At 41.9% G+C, this 19,788-nt stretch carries 21 protein-coding genes; 18 read left to right on the forward strand and 3 right to left on the reverse strand.

Annotated features, from left to right (window positions below):
* Positions 1-8: 8 nt before the first annotated feature.
* The 5 genes from arcC (at position 9) to BN1609_RS10605 (ending at position 5,088) form a co-directional block, all read left to right on the forward strand.
* Positions 9-953, forward strand: a complete 945-nt coding sequence (arcC, locus tag BN1609_RS10585; protein WP_088825570.1) for a carbamate kinase — start codon at positions 9-11, stop codon at positions 951-953.
* Positions 954-1,045: 92 nt separating this feature from the next.
* Positions 1,046-2,170 (forward strand): agmatine deiminase, encoded by a 1,125-nt coding sequence (aguA, locus tag BN1609_RS10590; protein WP_088809155.1) that lies wholly within the window; start codon positions 1,046-1,048, stop codon positions 2,168-2,170.
* 14 nt (positions 2,171-2,184) lie between these two features.
* Positions 2,185-2,970: a MurR/RpiR family transcriptional regulator gene (locus tag BN1609_RS10595; protein ID WP_088809154.1), complete on the forward strand. Its 786-nt coding sequence runs from the start codon at positions 2,185-2,187 to the stop codon at positions 2,968-2,970.
* A gap of 77 nt (positions 2,971-3,047) precedes the next feature.
* Entirely contained in the window at positions 3,048-4,397 is a 1,350-nt protein-coding gene (gene gorA / locus BN1609_RS10600) for a glutathione-disulfide reductase (protein WP_088809153.1), read from the forward strand.
* A 16-nt stretch (positions 4,398-4,413) separates the two neighbouring features.
* Positions 4,414-5,088, forward strand: a complete 675-nt coding sequence (locus BN1609_RS10605) for a histidine phosphatase family protein (protein WP_088809152.1) — start codon at positions 4,414-4,416, stop codon at positions 5,086-5,088.
* Positions 5,089-5,142: 54 nt separating this feature from the next.
* Here BN1609_RS10605 and BN1609_RS10610 read toward each other — a convergent pair whose 3' ends face one another.
* The gene (locus BN1609_RS10610; RefSeq protein WP_088809151.1) at positions 5,143-6,288 is read right to left on the reverse strand and encodes an AI-2E family transporter; all 1,146 of its coding nucleotides are present in this window, start codon (positions 6,286-6,288) and stop codon (positions 5,143-5,145) included.
* A gap of 123 nt (positions 6,289-6,411) precedes the next feature.
* Between BN1609_RS10610 and BN1609_RS10615 the strand changes: the two genes are divergently transcribed.
* The 4 genes from BN1609_RS10615 (at position 6,412) to BN1609_RS10630 (ending at position 9,430) form a co-directional block, all read left to right on the forward strand.
* The gene (locus BN1609_RS10615) at positions 6,412-6,795 is read left to right on the forward strand and encodes a GntR family transcriptional regulator (RefSeq protein ID WP_088809150.1); all 384 of its coding nucleotides are present in this window, start codon (positions 6,412-6,414) and stop codon (positions 6,793-6,795) included.
* A 2-nt stretch (positions 6,796-6,797) separates the two neighbouring features.
* The gene (locus BN1609_RS10620) at positions 6,798-7,898 is read left to right on the forward strand and encodes a DUF1648 domain-containing protein (protein WP_088809149.1); all 1,101 of its coding nucleotides are present in this window, start codon (positions 6,798-6,800) and stop codon (positions 7,896-7,898) included.
* A 62-nt stretch (positions 7,899-7,960) separates the two neighbouring features.
* Positions 7,961-8,455, forward strand: coding sequence for a GyrI-like domain-containing protein (locus BN1609_RS10625; RefSeq protein WP_088825573.1), 495 nt, complete (start codon positions 7,961-7,963; stop codon positions 8,453-8,455).
* A 159-nt stretch (positions 8,456-8,614) separates the two neighbouring features.
* Positions 8,615-9,430, forward strand: coding sequence for a formate/nitrite transporter family protein (locus tag BN1609_RS10630; protein ID WP_088840860.1), 816 nt, complete (start codon positions 8,615-8,617; stop codon positions 9,428-9,430).
* A gap of 39 nt (positions 9,431-9,469) precedes the next feature.
* On the opposite strand, the gene BN1609_RS10635 is transcribed toward BN1609_RS10630, so the two are convergent.
* Together BN1609_RS10635 and BN1609_RS10640 are read right to left on the reverse strand one after the other, a co-directional pair.
* The gene (locus BN1609_RS10635) at positions 9,470-9,985 is read right to left on the reverse strand and encodes a DUF2812 domain-containing protein (protein ID WP_088840840.1); all 516 of its coding nucleotides are present in this window, start codon (positions 9,983-9,985) and stop codon (positions 9,470-9,472) included.
* Positions 9,975-10,301 (reverse strand): PadR family transcriptional regulator, encoded by a 327-nt coding sequence (locus BN1609_RS10640; protein WP_088840841.1) that lies wholly within the window; start codon positions 10,299-10,301, stop codon positions 9,975-9,977. The genes BN1609_RS10635 and BN1609_RS10640 overlap by 11 nt, the downstream gene beginning before the upstream one ends.
* A 282-nt stretch (positions 10,302-10,583) precedes the next feature.
* Between BN1609_RS10640 and abc-f the strand changes: the two genes are divergently transcribed.
* The 9 genes from abc-f (at position 10,584) to BN1609_RS10685 (ending at position 19,767) form a co-directional block, all read left to right on the forward strand.
* The gene (gene abc-f, locus BN1609_RS10645) at positions 10,584-12,176 is read left to right on the forward strand and encodes a ribosomal protection-like ABC-F family protein (protein WP_088809145.1); all 1,593 of its coding nucleotides are present in this window, start codon (positions 10,584-10,586) and stop codon (positions 12,174-12,176) included.
* Positions 12,177-12,266: 90 nt separating this feature from the next.
* Complete coding sequence (gene eis / locus BN1609_RS10650) at positions 12,267-13,451, forward strand: enhanced intracellular survival protein Eis (protein WP_088809144.1); 1,185 nt, start codon at positions 12,267-12,269, stop codon at positions 13,449-13,451.
* A gap of 164 nt (positions 13,452-13,615) precedes the next feature.
* A complete protein-coding gene (locus BN1609_RS10655; RefSeq protein WP_088809445.1) occupies positions 13,616-14,641 on the forward strand; it encodes a permease in 1,026 nt (341 codons plus the stop codon).
* 15 nt (positions 14,642-14,656) lie between these two features.
* The gene (locus BN1609_RS10660) at positions 14,657-15,496 is read left to right on the forward strand and encodes a TIGR03943 family protein (protein WP_088809143.1); all 840 of its coding nucleotides are present in this window, start codon (positions 14,657-14,659) and stop codon (positions 15,494-15,496) included.
* Positions 15,497-15,586: 90 nt separating this feature from the next.
* On the forward strand, positions 15,587-16,507 hold the full coding sequence (gene coaA / locus BN1609_RS10665; RefSeq protein WP_088809142.1) for a type I pantothenate kinase: 921 nt from the start codon (positions 15,587-15,589) through the stop codon (positions 16,505-16,507).
* 104 nt (positions 16,508-16,611) lie between these two features.
* Complete coding sequence (locus BN1609_RS10670; protein WP_088809141.1) at positions 16,612-17,334, forward strand: ABC transporter ATP-binding protein; 723 nt, start codon at positions 16,612-16,614, stop codon at positions 17,332-17,334.
* Positions 17,331-18,458 carry an ABC transporter permease gene (locus BN1609_RS10675; RefSeq protein ID WP_088825576.1) on the forward strand — a complete coding sequence of 376 codons (1,128 nt, stop codon included), beginning with the start codon at positions 17,331-17,333 and terminating at the stop codon, positions 18,456-18,458. The genes BN1609_RS10670 and BN1609_RS10675 overlap by 4 nt, the downstream gene beginning before the upstream one ends.
* A gap of 75 nt (positions 18,459-18,533) precedes the next feature.
* Positions 18,534-19,130 (forward strand): TetR/AcrR family transcriptional regulator, encoded by a 597-nt coding sequence (locus BN1609_RS10680; RefSeq protein ID WP_240310324.1) that lies wholly within the window; start codon positions 18,534-18,536, stop codon positions 19,128-19,130.
* A 226-nt stretch (positions 19,131-19,356) separates the two neighbouring features.
* Positions 19,357-19,767 (forward strand): MarR family transcriptional regulator, encoded by a 411-nt coding sequence (locus BN1609_RS10685; RefSeq protein ID WP_205408896.1) that lies wholly within the window; start codon positions 19,357-19,359, stop codon positions 19,765-19,767.
* The last annotated feature ends 21 nt before the right edge of the window (positions 19,768-19,788 follow it).

Raw genomic sequence — 19,788 nt, forward strand, 5'->3', positions numbered from 1 at the left:
GAAAGCAGATGGGAAAACGTAAAATTGTAGTTGCGCTTGGCGGAAACGCCATCTTATCGAGCGATGCAAGCGCTGAGGCACAACAAAAAGCATTGGAAGAAACAGCCGAACATCTCGTGCAGTTCATTTTAAACGGCGATGACTTAATTATTTCGCATGGTAATGGGCCACAAGTTGGTAATTTGTTACTGCAACAGCAAGCGAGCAATTCGGAAAAGAACCCTGCTTTGCCGCTCGATTCATGTGTGGCGATGACGCAAGGAAGTATTGGTTACTGGATGCAAAATGCGCTTGATAAAGCGTTTCACAAACATGGAATTGAGAAGGAAGCGGTTTCGGTCATCACACAGGTCATTGTAGACGAAAAGGACAGCGCCTTTCAAAATCCAACAAAACCAATTGGCCCTTTTTTAACAAAAGAAGAAGCAGAAATTGAAATGCGTGAAACGGGTGCGATTTTTGTGGAAGATGCGGGACGCGGCTACAGGAAAGTTGTGCCATCACCAAAACCAGTTGGGATTAAAGAACACAAAGCTATTAAACAGCTTATTGAGGGCGGTATTGTGACGATTTCAGCTGGCGGCGGTGGGGTTTCCGTTGTGAACCATGACGGTGATTTAGTCGGTGTTGAAACGGTTATTGATAAAGATTATGCCTCATTAAAACTCGCGGAAATGGTGGAAGCAGATTTGCTTGTTATATTAACAGGCGTCGATAATGTGTATGTGAACTTCAATCAGCCCAATCAGCAGAAATTGACGCAAGTCACGGTTTCAGAACTGGAAAAATATATGGAGGAAAATCAATTTGCGAAAGGTAGCATGCTACCAAAAATTGAGGCAGCTACAGATTTCGTCCGGAAACGTCCAATGAGTAAGGCAGTTATCACATCGCTTGAAAATATCGGGCAATTTCTTGCAAATGAAGACGGCACGATTATTGTCGCCGGTTAAAACAAAGCAAAATGGACTTTAGTGATATTTTTCACTAAAAATCCATTTTGCTTTACGTGTTTATTGTATAATGGAAATGTGGAGGGATGGACATGGCAAAATTAAAACACGAAACACCAAATGAAAACGGATTCTTTATGCCTGGAGAATTTGAAGAACATGAAGGCTGCCTTATGATTTGGCCAGAACGAACCGATAATTGGCGGCTTGGGGGAAAACCTGCACAGAAGAGTTATCGTGATGTCGCGGTGGCGATTAGCAAGTTCGAGCCAGTTACCATGTTTGTGTCTTATGAACAGTACGCAAACGCACGTGATATGTTACCAGACAATATTCGCGTCATTGAAATGAGCAATAATGATGCATGGATGCGTGATTACGGCCCAATATTTTTAGTAAATGAAGCACGGACGAAAATGCGTGCTGTAGATTTTCGCTTTAATGCATGGGGCGGACTACTTGATGGCTTATACTTTCCGTGGGAGAAAGATGACCAAATGGCCCGGAAGATAAGTGATTTATTTGGCATTGATTATTACTTTTTGGACAAGTTCGTGCTAGAAGGTTGCTCCGTTCACGTAGACGGCGACGGAACGCTCATCACCACCGAAGAATGTTTGTTATCAGAAGGACGTAACCCACATTTGTCTAAAGCAGAGATTGAAGACGTTTTAAAAACGTATTTTAATGTGTCAAAAGTCATTTGGCTTTCACACGGTTTTTATTTGGACGAAACAAATGGCCATATTGATAATATTGTGAACTTTGCCGCACCAGGCGAAATTGTTTTATCTTGGACAGATGATAAAAATGATCCGCAATATGAGATTTCAAGAGAATGTTTTCAATTGCTCGCAAATGAAACAGATGCAAAGGGGAGAAAGTTTCACATACATAAATTATATTGCCCCACCCCAATGTACATAACGAGAGAAGAAAGTGAAGGCGTGGACGCTATTAAAGGAACAATTCCAAGACAACCTGGTGATCGTTTGGCAGCTAGTTATGTGAATTACTACACAGCAAATGGTGGTATTATATTTCCTTTGTTTGATGATGAAAATGACATAGCGGCGCGGGAACTTCTCCAAACACTATATCCAACGCGCAAAATTATCGGAATTCCAGCGCGGGAAATTTTGCTTGGTGGAGGAAATATTCATTGCATTACCGAACAAATTCCCAAAATTACGCATCTTGTTGAAGCCGTAAAATAAAGGAGCGCTTATTGATGGATTTTTTTGAAATCTCAAGTAAACATGTATCAACCTTGACGCGAAATGAACGAATTTTATTTGATTACGTTGTAAAAAATATGAATACAATTAAAAATCAAAGCATTCGTGAGGTATCGGCGGAATGTTTTGTATCCACCACGACATTCCTGCGTTTTGTTCGCAAATTAGGATTTTCAGGCTATAGCGAATTTACAACTGTACTTAAATTTACTCTTTTAAGCAAAGTAGAACTAAAACCATCTCCATTCGTTGTGGAACAAAAAGATTATCGGGAAGAATATTTGAAAAATATTATAGAGTCTGTCCGTGTATTAGAGCCGTCAAAGATGACCAAAATCACTCGAAAGCTTATGAATAAATCAAAAATTTATTTTTTTGCAAAAGGGTTAAGTAAACATGCGGCTCAGTATATTAAGTATCTGTACACGATGAGTGGCTTTTTAGTGGAGTTTCCAGAAGATTATCAATACCGGCAAGCGATTTTGCAACATATTGGCCCCGATGATTTAGTTTTTATTTTGACATATGGCGGACACGATATTGAGCTGATTCAGACTGCGCAAAAATTGAAAGCGCGCAAAACGCCGCCGATGCTAATTTCTATAACAGGCGCAGATAATAATATCATTCAGAACATGAGTGATATCAATTTATATATTTTTACCGATGAAATCGAGTTAGATGCGTTAGATATTACATCGCGAATTTCAACCATTGCGATTATGGAGCTGATTTTATACCAATTTATGGAAGATATGGATCCAGAATGCGGCGAATAAAATGCTTTTTTCTATTAGAAATCCTCTTTTTCTAGTACACTTAATTGAGAAGAGCTAGTCAGGAATGGAGGATTTTTATGAGTAAACATTACGACTATATTGTTATTGGCGGAGGCAGTGGTGGAATTGCTTCGGCGAATCGGGCGGCGATGTACGGGAAAAAGGTGGCGTTAGTTGAGCCTGTTCATCTTGGCGGGACGTGCGTCAATGTTGGCTGTGTCCCAAAGAAAGTGATGTGGTACGGGGCGCAAATCAAAGAGGGCATTGAAAAACTAGGCCCGGATTATGGGTTAAACGGAAAGGTGAATTTTGACTTTAAAACGCTCGTCAAAAATCGCGAAGCCTATATTGAGCGGCTACACGGTATTTATAAATCCAATTTAGACAAAAATAAAGTGACGGTTTTAAACGGCTTCGCTAAATTTACGAGTGAAAAATCGGTCGAGGTCGCAGGCGAAACTTATTCGGCGGACCACTTTTTAATTGCAACTGGCGGCAAGCCGACAATTCCGGATATTCCAGGCGCCGAGTTTGGAACGGATTCAAACGGCTTTTTTGCAATGCGTGAGTTGCCAAAGCGCGTGGCCGTCGTTGGAGCTGGCTACATTGCTGTTGAATTGTCGGGGATTTTAAACGCGTTTGGCGTAGATACGCATCTTTTTGTTCGCAAGTCTCTGCCACTGCGCCATTTTGATTCAATGATTTCGGAGACCCTAAAAGAATTGATGGCGAAAACGGGGCCGAAGCTGCACACGGAAAGCGTGCCTCAAGCTGTTCGAAAAAACGAAGATGGCAGCCTAACGCTTGAACTCCAAAATGGGCAAGAAACGGTCGTTGATAAGCTAATCTGGGCGATTGGGCGGACTCCAGTTACTGAGACGCTAAATATTGCCGCTAGTGGCGTAGAACTTGACGCAAAAGGTTTTGTCAAAGTTGATAAATATCAAAATACTTCGGTTCCGGGGATTTATGCGGTCGGTGATGTGACGGGGCATATCGAGCTGACGCCAGTAGCGATTGCAGCGGGTAGACGGCTTTCTGAGCGACTTTTTAACGGGAAGCTTGACGAACATTTGGACTACAATCTTGTGCCGACTGTCGTGTTCAGCCATCCGCCGATTGGGACGATTGGTTTAACCGAAGAAGAAGCAAAAGCAAAATTTGGGGAGAAAAATATTAAAATTTATTCGTCGTCGTTCACATCGATGTACACGGTTATTACCGAACATCGCGAGCCGTGCCGCATGAAACTTGTCTGCGAAGGCGTTAACGAAAAGATTGTCGGACTACACGGAATTGGAGCCGGCATGGACGAATTATTACAAGGCTTCGCAGTAGCAATTAAAATGGGTGCAACGAAAGCTGATTTCGACAACACAGTTGCGATTCACCCGACGAGCGCCGAAGAATTTGTTACGATGCGATAAAAAAGGAGGAGCTATCATGGCAAAAAAACTTGCACTTTATTTCGTTAGACATGGACAAACCTATTTAAACAAAAACCTGCGCATGCAAGGCTGGGCGGACACCCCGCTCACACCAGAAGGGATTGAAATCGTGCGTCAAAGCGGGCGAGGTCTTGCGGACACAGAATTTGTTGCCGCCTATTCCAGTGACTTACACCGCACCATTTCAACTGCTGAAATCTTGCTTCACGAAAATAAACACGGCTTCGGCTTGCAACTTGAACCTCGCAGTGAATTTCGCGAAACGTTCTTCGGTTCTTTTGAGGGGGAAAAGGGGAGTGTGGCGTGGGACGAAATCGCCCGCTCTAACGGCTACGATTCGCAGGAAGACTTCTTTTCAAAAGTGGACGTCAGAACGATGATGAACGACACGAAAAAAGCCGACCCAACTGGCGATGCCGAGGACTTCATGACCTTTTGGACACGCGTCGAAAAAGGTTTCCTTCACGTCATCAACCAACACCGTGACACAGGTGGAAACGTCCTAATTGTGGCCCACGGAAACACCATTCGTAACATCGTCCACGAACTCGAGCCGTCCATCACAGAAAGCTTTGTCCTAGACAACGCCAGCGTAACAGTTTTAGCTTACGAAAACGGCCTATTTAAAGTTGAACGACTGAATGACATTTCGCATTTTCGAGCAGAATAAGCAAAACAAAGAGGCTGATCTCCATGTCCCAGCCTCTTTGTTTTGCGTTTTTTATTATGTTTCCAAAGTATCGAGTTCACTTTCCCCATCATCAGGAGGAGGTGCGTTCTTATCACCTCGCCGCAGTTGAATGAGTTTGACGATATTAACAATAATCGTTTTAACGACTGCGTAAAGTGGGACACCTAAAACCATGCCAAGTAGTCCAGCTAAATTACCAGCTACAAGTAAAATGACGATGATTGTTAGCGGGTGAATTTTAAGCGAGCGTCCCATAATAAGTGGCTGAAGCACGTTGCCATCGATTTGTTGCACGATGACAACTACGATAATAACGAGCAACGCCTGGAACGGCGAAGTGAAGAGTGCCACAATAACGGCAGGTGCCGCTCCAATGACAGGCCCTAAGTACGGTATAATGTTTGTTACAGCGGCAATAAGCGCGAATAACAAGCCATATGGCTGGCCGATAATTAAATAGCCGATAAACGTAAAAATACCAACAAATAAGCAATCCAGAGCTTGCGAGCTAATGTAAGAGGATAATGTTTTGTTCATTTCTTGGATGATTTTTTTGGCATCTGGACGAATAACTTTCGGGAAAAACTTTTCAACGGAATCCATAAAGCGATGACCATCTTTAAACATGTAAAGTAAGATGAACGGCACCGTAACGAGAATCATCACGAAGCTTGTAAGGAAGCTTGCGATGGCGCCAATTCCTGCAGTTACACCGTTTAAGACGCTATTTAAGATTTGAGGTACCGAAATATTTGCTTTTTCGAGTTCACCTTTAATATCAAAATCATTTAATGGTGGATTTTTTGTAATGCCGCTGAGCCATTTTTCAAAATCAGACCAGTAACCTGGAATTGCTTTCGCAAGTTCAGATATTTGATCGGCAAGGATAGGGCCAATTTGAACGACTGCAAGTGTGACCACCACGATGAATGCGATGAAAATTAAAATGACACTAAGTAGACGTGGGACCTTCCTTTTTTCTAAAAAAAGTACGAGTGGGTTGAACATATAAAATAAAAATCCCGAAACTAAAATTGGTAAAAATAAAGTTGAAATAATAACCCCAATTGGTGAGAATATATATTTCATTTGAAGTAATAAGAAAACAATCGCGACAACCGCCAAAACTTCGATTGTCCAAAAGAATAACTTGCTTTCCCTAAAGCGTGATCCTTTCATTTGGAGCCCCTTTCTAAAATTCTTTTTTTATAGTGTACCATTATCCGCATGAAATAGCCATGTATAAATTGACCTTCTGCGAGAACTGTTATATTATATATATAACAGTAAGGAGGGGGAAGTATGCTCTTACAGATTGACCTACAGGCAGAAGAGCCCATCTACATGCAAATTGTCAATCAGATTATTGAAGGCATTGCGAAGCATGAGTTAAAACCAGGCGATGATTTACCTTCCGTAAGAAGTTTAGGCGCTGATATTGGTATTAATTTTCATACTGTGAATAAAGCATATCAAATATTGAAGCAGGAAGGCTTTATTTTAATTCATAGACAAAAAGGGGTTGTCATTCACCCTGATGGTGCATTTTTGGCAGATCAAGCTTATTTTGAAAAGTTGAAGCGGGCTATTCGGCCGATAATTGCGGAAGCGGCTGCGCGCAAAATGCCACTTGATGAGATGACAAAATTGGTTACTGCTTTATACAGCGAGATGGAAGGAGAATAAAAATGGAGGCAATTATCTTCATAATGATGTCGCTACTTATTATTTTACTGGAAGCGATAACCCCGTTTATTGTGCACCGGACAGAATGTTTTGGTGTCAGCGTCGGGGTCCGAGCTAACCAAGAGCCTGAACTAAAGCAAATGAAAAAGCAATACGCCTATAAAGTAGTGCTATACGGAATTTTTGTTGTATTGCTTAGTTTTGCTTTAATGGCAGCTTTTTCAGGAAATGATACGGCGCAAGGCTTTTTATTTACGGCATCGATGTTTTTAATTTTAATTATTGCATTCGTGCTTTACGTGAAATATCACCGGCAAACGGTCGCTTGGAAAGCGAACAAAATTGAGCGTGGGGAAATTGGCGAATCGAGCGTTGTCCTCGTTGATACAGCTTTTCACCGGAATAAAATGATTATTTCTTATGCGTGGTTTCTCATTCCGTTTTTGATTACACTGATTACGGTGGCGATGACGATTGTGTTCTACAGTTCAGCACCAGACGTCATACCGAGTCACTACGATTTCAACGGAAATATCACGAATGAAATGCCGAAGACCGTTCGGAATGTATCGTTGCTCATCGTGATGCAACTTTTCATGATTGGCTTATTTATGGGAATCAATTTTATCATGTCGCGCAGTAAACAGGTGCTGGATAATGATAATCCAAATGACTCTGTAAGGCGCAATCAGCTTGCGCGCGCTATTTTTAGTAAAGCAATGCTTGTGATGTGTATTTTAATGGTCTTGATGCTTTTTGGGATTCAATTGACATTTTTAACTGGGCTTAGTGCGGAAATAATGACGACGGTGACACTTATTTTCATGTTGCTCCTGTTAGTTATCGTCTTCCTGCTTGCTTTTTTCGTGGGTCAAGGCGGCTCAAGGCTGAAAATCGGGGGGACGAAAAATACAGATAAGCCCATTCGGGACGACGACAAGTACTGGAAACTAGGTATCTTTTATTTAAACAAAAGTGATCCTGCGCTCTTTGTCGAAAAAAGATTTGGCCTTGGGTGGACGATTAATGTGGCGCGACCGCTTGCTTGGATATTGCTCCTTGCCGTGATTTTGATTTCGGTTCTCATCGGCGTCATCCTTTAGTGTGCAACTTCTGCCGTTTTGTGTTATCCTTTTAGCTATAAAGCAGCAAAGGAGTGAGTGAAGTGTCTTTACAATCCGCACGGTTAGAAGAACATGAAGATCTCTTTTTAGTTGGCTTAGCTTGGCAGGGAACATTTGCCGAGGCACGCAAGGGAAATATTCGGGAGGTCATCCAGAAAATGAAATCGCTTCTAGGAGGCGAGTTTACAGAGCTTTACGGAATTTCCATTCACAATATCGAGGAAGGGCTGACGCATTATTCGGCGGTTTTAGCTGACCACAAGCCGAAACAATTGCCTGATGAGCTCGAATGGCTAGAAATCCCAGCGCACACTTACTTTGTTGGAAAACACGAGGGGAAAACAGATGTCGAGGCAACTTACAAAGAAGTTGCGTCAGAAATCGAGAATCGCAATTATGAACCCTACATGACGGCTGATTTTCCTGTTTTCGATCCGCTACCATTTAAAATTGAAATTTTTGATTTAAAAGAAGACATCAACGGAGAAAGCGAGTTTGAAATCCGCATTCCCGTTGTCCGTAAAATTGTTGACTAACACAGGAAAGATTCCTGCATCATAAATAAAAAAACGTATCATGTTCAATTGGACTGATGCGTTTTTTATTTGGAAATGGCTAGAAGGAACAGACGAAATATGCTATAATGAAATCGCATTTTTGTGAATGAATTAACAAAAAGGAAGAAGTGATTGAGTTTGTCCTATTACAGTCCAAAAGAAATTACAGATGTGACGATTGAAAAGGGGATTCAAAAAGCGCGTTCGGGTACATTAAGTTTAGTTATTTTAGGATTTCTAGGAGGCGCATTTATTTCGCTCGGGTATTTGCTTTATATTCGCGTTGTGGGGACGATGCCGCATGAGTGGGGAAGCTTCGCCACATTTATCGGTGCGAGTGTGTTCCCAGTTGGCTTAGTTTGCATTTTACTCGGCGGCGGGGAACTGATTACCGGCAATATGATGGCGGTTCCGTTAGCTTTTTTTGATAAAAAAATAACTACTGCGATGTTGCTCCGTAATTTGGGCATTGTCACGGTGATGAATTTGGTAGGCGCTTTGTTTGTCGCTTACTTTTTCGGACACTTCATCGGTCTTACGGAAGGTGACTTTTTGGAAAAAACCGTTGCAACGGCGGGATCAAAAATTGACGCCTCGTTTTGGGTAGCCTTCGTTTCAGGTATCGGCTGTAACTGGTTTGTTGGTATTGCTGTCTGGTTATCTTACGGTGCAAAAGATTTTGCTGGTAAAATTTTAGCTATTTGGTTTCCAGTTATGGCTTTCGTTGCCATTGGTTTCCAACACGTTGTCGCGAATATGTTTATTATTCCCGCCGCGATTTTCGCAGGGCATTATACATGGGGGGATTTCATTTTAAATATCATTCCGGTATATCTTGGAAATGTAGTCGGTGGCGCCATTTTTGTTAGCCTTTGCTACTTCCTAGCGTTTAAAAAGGACGCACCACAACCGGAGAAAGAAGAAATTAGACAACCCGTAACAGAAAACGAGTAGTGCTTGTCACTACTCGTTTTTTTATAAATAGAAGTCATTTTAGCTTAAAGTCTTTATTTTTCTTGTTAAAGTGATAAAGATATTGCCGTAAAGAATGATGAGGAGAAGTGGTAATACAAGCCAATATGGCGATAAGGTAAAAGTTGGAAATACACTAAAAGGAATCATGATAGCTCCGAAAATTGTCCAACGTAAGCGAATTCGTTTGCAAAGTTCAATAAGTGATTCTGAATCTGTATAGAGTTGCGCTTGCGGTTCATTTGGAACAGTTTCGTGTGTGAAGTACATCCATGCCCCTTGAAAAATGGAATATTGGAAGACGTTTTGAAAGCCAGCATCCTCGTGAAGGCTTACGTACTCGGATAAATCATTTAAATCCGCTTTGAAATCAATCTGATAAGACATTTTTTTAGGTTCCCCTTGTTTAAAATAGTAAAAAGGAAAGCGGTATTTTTCAAAGTGCCAACCTGAAGCCGCCATTTTTTCCAAGTATTGTTCTTCCTTTTCAAAATTCGCGACAGTAAAAAATTTAATCGTCCGTTTCCTAGTTTTCATGGCGGATTCCCCCAATATTTTCGTAAAGTTCGATAATACGTTTTTTTTCAAGTGCTAAAATTTCAAGTCCAAGAGGTGTGATTTGATAGATTTTTCGATTGCTTACTTCTTCAACGGGTTCAATTAAACCATCTTTTTTCATTTTGGAAAGACTCCCATATAAAGTTCCAGGCCCCAGCTTGATGCGGCCATTTGTTAGCTCATCGACGTTTTGGATGATGGCGTAACCATGCCTTCGTTTACTCAAAGAAAATAAAATGTAAAAGGCGGTTTCTGTCATTGGAAGATACGTTTTTCTTAAAGCATCAGTTAACATTGTATCGCACCTCGATATATTTGATGTCTTAACTATATCACGACGCGATATAGTTAGCAAGCAAAACTTGCAAAAAACAGCAAATGTCTTTATACTTAAATTATTAAATTAAAGGGGTGTTATTTTTAAGCCAATGAAATTATAATCCTGTTTTATATGAAAAAATGAATGCAAAACCATTTTTTTCGGACAGGATACGTATGCTCATTTCGCTTGTTAACATCTGCGGACTTATGTTTATTTTGTGTACTCCTATCCGGAAAATGGACAGGAGGTTTTTTTATGTTTACGTTAGAAGTAAAAGATTTGAAAAAAGATATGGGGGCAAGAACGCTGTTTGAAATTCAGCATTTGACAGCCAAACACGGAGATAAAATTGGTATTGTTGGGCGGAACGGGACAGGAAAGACGACGTTACTTGAAATTTTAGCTGGCGAAGCGGAAGCTGATGCGGGGACGGTTTTTCGTGATGGTGCAACAGGTTACATTCGGCAAATTAATCCGCAAGATGAGCGGCTCAGTGGCGGGGAAAAAACGCGGAAGTTGATTCAGGAAGTGCTGCGTACAAGACCGGAGCTTTTGTTCGCGGACGAGCCAACTTCGAATTTAGATGCGGACAGTGCGGCGCATTTAAAACGCGATTTTAAGAAATTCGCTGGGACTATTTTTGTGATTTCACATGACCGCGATTTTCTTGACGCGATTTGTTCGGAAATTTGGGAGCTTGAAGGGGAGACGGTTACACGGTACAAAGGAAATTATACGGCGTATCGTAAGCAAAAATCGCAAGAGCAGGAAATGCAGCAAAAAGCGTACACGGAAAATGTGGCGGAGAAAAAACGGCTGGAGTCGGCCATTTCGTATCGGAAAGATATGGCGGGCAGCATGGACGCTAAACAGGAGAAGCTATTTAAAAAAGGGCTGACACGGAAAGAAGTGGCATACGGCAAGATGTTTAAAGGCGTTCAGCAAAAAAGCCAGCATAAAACGATTAAGGCGACCGAAAAACGGCTTTCGCGGCTCGAACACGTCGACAAACCGTTTCAGTTTAAGCCCGTTAAAATTACGCTGCCGGAAACGCGCAGACTGAAAAAGGGCACGACGCTTTTGCAAATTTCGAAAGGGGACGTCACAGTTCCAGGGAAGAAGCTTTTTCAAACGGAAGCTTTTTCGTTAAAAATAGGAGATAAAGTGGCGCTTGTTGGGAAAAATGCCAGCGGGAAGACGAGCTTTTTGCGAGCGGTTTTAAACGAGGACGATTTTATTCGGCGGACGAAGGAAGTACGAATCGCCTACTTCGATCAAGAACTGGCGGGGCTTAAACTTTCCGACACGTTAATTGAAAATGTGAACCGTGTGAATGCCCACGACAAACAGCTTGCGATGGACGTTTTAGGTAGCATGCATTTTACGCAGGCCGATTTAAATAAGAAAGTTACGATTTTATCTGGCGGCGAACGCGTCAAGCTTTATCTATCGATGATTTTACTAAGCGATGCCAATTTGCTCATTTTAGACGAGCCAACCAATTACTTGGATATTGACGCGATGGAAGCGCTCGAAGGTATGATTCGCGGTTTTGACGGCGCCGTTTTATTTGTCTCGCATGACGGGGCGTTCGTTCGCAATGTGTCTGAACAAGTGATTCGCATTCAAGATGGCACGATGAAATGGATTCCAAAAGCGATGACGGACATTTTGAAGGAAGAGGATAGCTCTAAAGAAACAGTTGCGGAAGACAAATTGGTTGTCCAGTTACGGCTTACAGAAATCGCCGCGAAGCTTTCCGACCCGAAAATAAGTGCGGCAGAAAAAGAGAAGTTAAACGAGGCTTATTTGGAAAATAGTAGAATTTTGCGGCAACTTGAAAAGTGAATTATTGCGGTGTTTATGATAAAGTGAACTTAATTCAAGTTAAAGCGAGGTAATATTACGTTGCAGAATGATGTCCATGACAGGTTGAAAATGAAAAAAGTTGAGATGGAGCACTTAGTGCAGTTTAATGAACTTTTGCGCTATGTGTTTCAGGTGACGAACCAAGATTTGCAAGAAGTAGGATACGAGGAAGGCGAGATCGAGCAAGCGAAACGCCCCGTTTTAAAACAAGCAGATGTTTTAGGTTGGTTTGATAACGAGAAGCTTGTGTCACAGCTTGCGGTTTATCCGCTTCAGGTGAACATTCACGGTGAGATTTATGAGATGGGCGGCTTGACGGGCGTTGGCACGTATCCAGAGTACGCCAATTTTGGTTTAATGCATCAACTCATGCGGCAAAGTTTAAAAGATATGCGCGACCGCAAGCAAACCGTGTCGTATTTATTCCCTTATTCAATTCCTTATTATCGCCGCAAAGGCTGGGAAATCATTTCAGATATGATGACCTTTTCCATTAAAGATACGCAGCTCCCAAGCCTCGTTCAAGTTTCTGGCATGGTGGAGCGCACTAACATTAATCACTCAGACATAAAAGCCACTTACGACCGCTTTGCGCGCACACATCACGCAGCGATGATTCGCGGTGAGCTCTCGTGGGAAGAATATTTTCGCTGGGAAAAAGATGAACTCACAGCGGGTGTTTATTACGACGCGAACCACACACCACAGGGCTTTGTCTTCTACTGGATTGCGGACGATATTTTCCACCTAAAAGAAATGATTTATTTAACAGAAGAGGCGCGGTTAGGGCTGTGGAACTTCATCAGCGCACATTTTTCGATGGTGACCGATGTAAAAGGGCGCACCTACACGAATGAACCGATTGCTTATTTGCTCGAAGATAGCGAGATTGTCGAAACGATTCAGCCGTACTATATGGCGCGAATCGTGGACGTTCTAGGCTTTTTGGAAAAATACCCATTTCGACATCAAGGAAACGAGTATGCTTTCCATTTTGTTGTGGAGGATCCACTACTAGACTGGAACTTGGGGCCTTTCGGCGTTTCATTCGCTGATGGTAAGAAACGCATTACCCAAGAAGCAGTCGGCCCTGAAGTGAAAATTGACATCGGGACACTCACCACCATGCTATTTAGCTACAAACGCCCAACCTACCTAGCAAAAATTGGCCGCATCAAGGCAAAAGAAGAGACCATCGCCTGGCTCGAACAACTCATTCCACTTGAAACCGCCTATTTCTCAGATTATTTTTAAATGGAATAATGAGCCAAATAAAACGCAATAAGCGAACTAAGATGGCCGTTTGTCATCAGTCTGGGCACACCTTTCAATTTTGAAAGGTGTGCTTTTTTAACTTGATTTCTGCGGCTGATAGGAATAGAATAAACAAAGATTTGAAACAGGAAGAAGGTAACCAATTGTTCAGCAATTTACCTAGCTCATTTTTACAAATGAATACGATTTTTATCTCCATTTTAATAGAAGCATTGCCATTCGTCTTAATCGGTGTGTTTATCGCAGGATTCATTCAAATGTTTATCTCCGAAGCATTCATCGCACGTGTTATCCCAAAAAATCGCTTTTTTGCGGTCGTCATTGGTTCGTGCATCGGCGTCCTTTTCCCATCATGTGAATGCGGAATCGTTCCCATCGTGCGCAATTTGTTGAAAAAAGGAGTACCACTTCATGCGGGAATCGCTTTTATGCTGACCGCTCCCATTATTAATCCAGTCGTCCTTTTCTCAACCTATGTCGCCTTTGGAAGTACATGGGAAATTCCAATTTTACGCGTCGTCGGCAGCCTCGTTGTCGCAATGGTCGTCGGGAATTTAATCGCCTTTTTCTACAAAGGTGAAGGTTTGAAAGAGAAAATTTTATCTGAGCCAAACGAACAAGTTGAAACCGTCCAAATGGCGTCGCTTGAACTTGCCGGAACCGATACAACAATCACGCAATTTGCCGGCATGGAAAGCGTGGCGAACGAAACGAAAACGCATGCTCATGCGCATCACGATGGCCACGAACATCACCAACACGCAGAAATGAAATTCGGGCAAAAATTATGGCATACCGCACAGCATTCTGTCGATGAATTTTTTTCCGTCGGTAAATATTTAGTGTTTGGCGCCTTTATCGCAGCGGCCATGCAAACGTACATTAAAACATCTACGCTCATGCAAATTGGACACGGTCCCGTTTTATCCATTTTACTCATGATGGTACTAGCCTTCATTTTATCGCTCTGCTCCGAAGCAGATGCATTTATTGGCGCCTCATTCCGCAGCATTTTTTCCACACAGTCGATTGTCGCCTTTCTCGTTTTCGGCCCCATGCTCGACATTAAAAACCTCATGATGATGCTCGCGTCGTTCAAAGCAAAATTCGTACTACTACTCGTCACCTCGGTCACAGTAGTGGTGTTCCTTTACGCCCTTATTATTTAGAAAAGGAGGAGTTCGATGTTACGCGCTTTTATACTATTCGGTTTTGGCTTTTATATGATGTTTCTGCACATTTCCGGCGATATTAGTAAATATATTAATATGAAGTATGCCTATCTCTCCTTTTCGGCGATGATAGCGTCATTTTTGCTTGCCACTATTCAGCTTATTATGGTTTTTCGTGACGAGGACGGGGCGAGCCATAATCACGCGGGGCATACGCATTCTGGAGAAAATACGCTTTGGAAAAAAATCTTTGTTTATAGTTTGCTGGCATACCCGCTAATTGTAGGCTTTCTCTTTCCTGTCGCCACACTTGATTCAACGATTGTGTCCGCGAAAGGTTTCCATTTTCCGAAAAACAATGCGGCGGGCGATGACCCTTATGCCGCAAACCAATTTTTACGACCTGATACAAGCGGCTATTTTGGCAAATCCGATTATGAAAAAATGATGGAAAAAGAGAAGGCGGCCATCGTCAATCAAAATCCGATTATAGTAACCGATGAAAATTATTTAATGACAATGGAAATTTTATATAACTATCCAGGCGAGTTTACCGGGAAGAAAATTGAGTTCACCGGTTTTGTTTACAATGACCCTGTCACAAAATCAGGCAACGTTTTCTTATTTCGCTTTGGGATTATTCATTGTGTGGCAGACTCTGGTGTTTTTGGGATGCTTGCGAAAATGCCTGATGGGACAGAAGACTTGCCAAATGATACGTGGGTAAGGGTATCTGGTGAGATTACGCAAGATTACTATGCGCCGTTTAAAATGAACATTCCAGCGCTTGATGTGGAAAGCTATACCAAAATGGACAAGCCAAAAGATGTTTACGTCTATCGAAAATATTAATTTTTGGTTGCGGATTTAACATGATTGCGTTATGCTTATTTTTGTGAGCTGTTTACGTTTTCACGAATCGATAAAAGGATGGGCTTAACAATGAATGATTATCGCCATTACTATCATTTTCCGCGCGCTGATTGGCAGGAACTTGAAGTAAGTAAAGACCAAATTTTAACTTCAGATGAACTGGAAGAAATTCGCGGTTTAAACGACCGGATTTCTCTTGAGGATATATCAGAAATTTATTTGCCGCTTATAAAACTAATTGCGATTCAGTATCATGAAGCGATTTTTATTCACGGTGAAAAAATGGAATACTTGAAGAAGAAAGAGGAACGTCCGCCTTTCATTATCGCGCTTGCTGGGTCGGTTGCAGTTGGTAAAAGTACCACAGCACGTGTGCTGAAGCTCATGCTTGATCGCTGGTTTTCAAAAACCCGTGAAGTGGAACTTGTGACGACTGACGGCTTTTTATACCCGAATGCGGAGCTTGAGCGACGCGGGATTATGAACAAAAAGGGCTTTCCTGAGAGCTATGATAAAAATCGGTTTATTGATTTTCTGATGGATTTGAAAACGAACAAAAAGAATGTCGAAATTCCGCTTTATTCGCACCTGACGTATGATGTTTTGGAAGAAACGCGCACGCTTCGAAATCCCGATATTGTTATCGTTGAGGGAATTAATGTGTTGCAAACGGATGCGACTGCGACTTTTTTTCCACGCGACTTTTTTGATTTCGCTATCTATATGGATGCGGCGGAAGAAAGTATTAAACGCTGGTATTTAGAACGTTTCTTCATGCTTCGCGAAACGGCATTCCAAGATACAAGTTCCTATTTCCATCAATATACCAAAATTAGCGAACAAGTTGCAGAAAACTACGCGCTAGAAATTTGGGACACGATTAACGGCTTAAACTTAAAAGAAAATATCGAAAAAACCAAATACCGCGCTGATTTGATTTTACATAAAGGGGATAATCATCTGATTTCGGATGTGTATTTGCGCAAATAACCGTCTAGGACTTTCTAGGCGGTTTTTACTTTACATTCCAATTAAAAAGGTTTATATTGTAAGTGAGTAATCACTCATTAAAAAACTGAAGTGGGGAATGTGATATGGAAGCGGTTATTTCGACGGAAAAATTGAATATCCAGTTTCATAATAAGCAGATTTTATTTGATGTGACAATGAACGTGAATAAAGGGGAAATTTATGGGCTTATCGGTCCTTCTGGTGCTGGCAAGACGACGCTTGTGAAAGCGATTGTTGGCATGGAGAGAGCGGATAGCGGGGAAGTACATGTGCTGAATGCTAAAATGCCAACGCTTAGCGTGATGAACCAAATCGGCTATATGGCGCAATCAGACGCGTTGTATGTGGATTTGACGGCTAAGGAAAACTTGGATTTCTTCGCCTCGCTTTATTTGCTCAAAGGGGCGATAAAACGCGAAAGGATAGCTTATGCGGCTAAGCTTGTGAACTTGACCGATGATTTAAACAAAAAAGTAAGTGCCTATTCGGGTGGAATGAAACGGCGGTTATCGCTTGCGATTGCAGTGCTCGCGGACCCGGACGTGCTGATTTTGGACGAGCCAACTGTCGGCATCGACCCGGAACTGCGGAAATCGATTTGGGACGAACTGAATGAGCTGAAAAACGCGGGAAAATGTATTCTTGTGACGACGCATGTCATGGACGAGGCGGAAAAATGTGATCGTCTTGCGATGGTGCGCGAGGGACGGATTATTGCGGAAGGTACGCCTGACGAGCTCGCGAGTGAGACGGAAAGCGGCAAGTTAGAAGATGCATTCTTGAAATTTGGGAGGGTGACAAAATGAGAGTTTTAGCCATTGTAAAGCGAATCGCCAACCAGTTTAAACGAGATAAACGCACGCTCGCACTGATGTTTATTGCGCCGCTGCTTCTCATCACGCTACTCAATTTCCTATTCGACAGCGATTCTGTAAATCCCAAAATTGGCGTTCACGGCATGACAGATAGCATGATCACACAACTCGAGAAAAGTGATTTATCTGTAAAAAAATATGCGAATGATTCGAGTCCAAAGGAAAAAATTGAAAAGGACGATTTAGATGCCTTCATCGATTTATCTGACAGCCAATTAACCATCACCTATGAAAACAGCGATCCTACAAAAAGTAAACAAATTGCGATGAAAATGCAAGGTGCTCTGTTAAAAGAACAAGAGACCGCAATGAAAGATGCTGCCAAACAATTGGAAACCCTTGCCAAACAAATGCAAGCAAGCGGTGCGAATATGCAAGGAAATACGATTACCATGCCAACAAATGGCGCAGATATTCAAGTGGCGGCGCACTATGTTTACGGCGACAAAGATACGACATTTTTTGATACCATTGGCCCCATTTTCATCGGCTTTTTCGTATTCTTCTTCGTATTCCTAATTGCCGGCATTTCATTTTTGCGCGAACGCACGACCGGTACGCTTGAACGCCTGATGGCCACACCAATTAAGCGCATCGAAATTGAACTCGGCTATATGATTGGCTTTGGGATATTTGCACTCCTTCAATCCGTCCTAGTTGCCATCTATTCCGTTCAAGTACTCGATATGATTCAAAACGGCTCCATTTGGTATGTCTTACTCATCACATTAACGCTCGCAATGGCCTCACTCGCACTCGGCATGTTACTTTCCACATTCGCCAACAACGAATTTCAAATTATCCAATTCATTCCAATCGTGATTGTGCCGCAAATTCTCTTCTGCGGAATTTTCCCACTCGAAGGAATGGCCGACTGGCTGCAATGGATTGCACACATCATGCCGATGTATTACGGCGCACAAGCACTACAAAGCATTATGATTAAAGGAGAGGGTTTCAGTAGTTTCGCCGGTGATTTCTACATTCTTCTTCTATTCGTAGCGGCCTTTTTAATTCTCAACATCTTTGCCTTAAAGAAATATCGAAAAGTATAGGAGGAAACAAATTTGGAGAAACAACCAACTGACCTTTTACGCCAGATTTTAGACGTCACAGAAAAAGATAAGCGAATGAGCGAGAAGCAAAAAAACATTATCAAAGCCGCCATTGAGCTTTTTGCCGAAAAAGGTTTTTCTGCTACGAGTACGAGTGAAATTGCAAAACGCGCCGGCGTAGCAGAAGGAACGATTTTCCGGCACTATAAAACGAAAAAAGATTTGCTGATGGCAATTACGATGCCAACCTTAATTGAAGGAGTCGTCCCGTTTTTAGCGCAAGATTTCGCCGAAGAAGTGTTCCAAAAGGAGTATGCCGATTTTGAGACGTTCCTAAAAGCTATCATCAAAAACCGTTTTGAATTCGCAAAAGACAACGGAAAAGTCATTAAAATTTACTTTATGGAACTCATGTATCATGACGAATTGCGAACGCAATTTTCTGAGATTTTCATGACGCACGTAAAAGAGCATTTTGATGCGCTCATCGATTTCTACAAAGAAAAAGGCGAACTGGCAGACATGCCGAACAGCACCATCATGCGCGCTTTGATTACCAATATCGTCGGATTTATCCTCACCCGCTTCATCGTCATGCCTGATGCAGCATGGGACGACGAAGCCGAAATTAATTTCACAGTCCGCTATATGATGCAAGGTCTTGTTAAATGATTAATCTGTAGGTGGGCCTAGCAAGGCTTAGAAACGCGAATCTCCATGAGTTTCGCGTTTTTTTAAATTAATTTTATTAAGAAATCCGAAAATTTTTGCCGATTTATTAGAATTCTAATTGTTAGATATAAAATTTATAGTTGACATTCTATTTTAAAGCGTGTATATTTATTTCTAACAGTTAGATATCTAATTATTTGGTGTAGGAGGGATTATTTTGGATAAAATGGTAGTTTCGAATTTGTTACGTTCCATCATGCATAAATCCCGCGAATCGATGGAAAAGCGTGTCAAAGATATGGGGGTTAGTTCGCAACAAGGTCGGATGATTTCTTATATCGCGCAAAATGAAGACAAAGGATTGATTCAAAAAGACTTGGCAGAAGTGTTTCAACGCCGTAGTGCAAGCATCACAAGTATGTTGCAGGGATTAGAGAAAAAAGGGTATATTGAGCGACGCATACCTGGAAACAATGAAAGGCAGAAAAATATTTACGCACTGCCAAAAGGAAAAGCGCTGATTGCTGAAACCAATGAAGCTTTTTATGAGGCAGAAAAAGAACTAGTCCACGCTTTAAGCGAAGAAGAAGTCCAGCAATTGACAGCTTTACTAAGAAAAATCGATCGCAGCCTCTAACGAACGAGCAGTTACTAACTG

The organism is Listeria sp. ILCC797 (assembly GCF_900186185.1).
GTDB lineage: Bacteria > Bacillota > Bacilli > Lactobacillales > Listeriaceae > Listeria > Listeria goaensis.

Coding starts and splice junctions, on each gene's coding strand:
- BN1609_RS10605 (WP_088809152.1), top strand. CDS start 4,414: ATGGCAAAAAAACTTGCACTTTATTTCGTTAGACATGGACAAACCTAT.
- BN1609_RS10685 (WP_205408896.1), top strand. CDS start 19,357: ATGGTAGTTTCGAATTTGTTACGTTCCATCATGCATAAATCCCGCGAA.
- aguA (WP_088809155.1), top strand. CDS start 1,046: ATGGCAAAATTAAAACACGAAACACCAAATGAAAACGGATTCTTTATG.
- gorA (WP_088809153.1), top strand. CDS start 3,048: ATGAGTAAACATTACGACTATATTGTTATTGGCGGAGGCAGTGGTGGA.
- abc-f (WP_088809145.1), top strand. CDS start 10,584: ATGTTTACGTTAGAAGTAAAAGATTTGAAAAAAGATATGGGGGCAAGA.
- BN1609_RS10660 (WP_088809143.1), top strand. CDS start 14,657: ATGTTACGCGCTTTTATACTATTCGGTTTTGGCTTTTATATGATGTTT.
- arcC (WP_088825570.1), top strand. CDS start 9: ATGGGAAAACGTAAAATTGTAGTTGCGCTTGGCGGAAACGCCATCTTA.
- BN1609_RS10610 (WP_088809151.1), bottom strand. CDS start 6,288: ATGAAAGGATCACGCTTTAGGGAAAGCAAGTTATTCTTTTGGACAATC.
- BN1609_RS10670 (WP_088809141.1), top strand. CDS start 16,612: ATGGAAGCGGTTATTTCGACGGAAAAATTGAATATCCAGTTTCATAAT.
- BN1609_RS10595 (WP_088809154.1), top strand. CDS start 2,185: ATGGATTTTTTTGAAATCTCAAGTAAACATGTATCAACCTTGACGCGA.
- BN1609_RS10675 (WP_088825576.1), top strand. CDS start 17,331: ATGAGAGTTTTAGCCATTGTAAAGCGAATCGCCAACCAGTTTAAACGA.
- BN1609_RS10640 (WP_088840841.1), bottom strand. CDS start 10,301: ATGTTAACTGATGCTTTAAGAAAAACGTATCTTCCAATGACAGAAACC.
- coaA (WP_088809142.1), top strand. CDS start 15,587: ATGAATGATTATCGCCATTACTATCATTTTCCGCGCGCTGATTGGCAG.
- BN1609_RS10635 (WP_088840840.1), bottom strand. CDS start 9,985: ATGAAAACTAGGAAACGGACGATTAAATTTTTTACTGTCGCGAATTTT.
- eis (WP_088809144.1), top strand. CDS start 12,267: ATGAAAAAAGTTGAGATGGAGCACTTAGTGCAGTTTAATGAACTTTTG.
- BN1609_RS10620 (WP_088809149.1), top strand. CDS start 6,798: ATGGAGGCAATTATCTTCATAATGATGTCGCTACTTATTATTTTACTG.
- BN1609_RS10615 (WP_088809150.1), top strand. CDS start 6,412: ATGCTCTTACAGATTGACCTACAGGCAGAAGAGCCCATCTACATGCAA.
- BN1609_RS10680 (WP_240310324.1), top strand. CDS start 18,534: ATGAGCGAGAAGCAAAAAAACATTATCAAAGCCGCCATTGAGCTTTTT.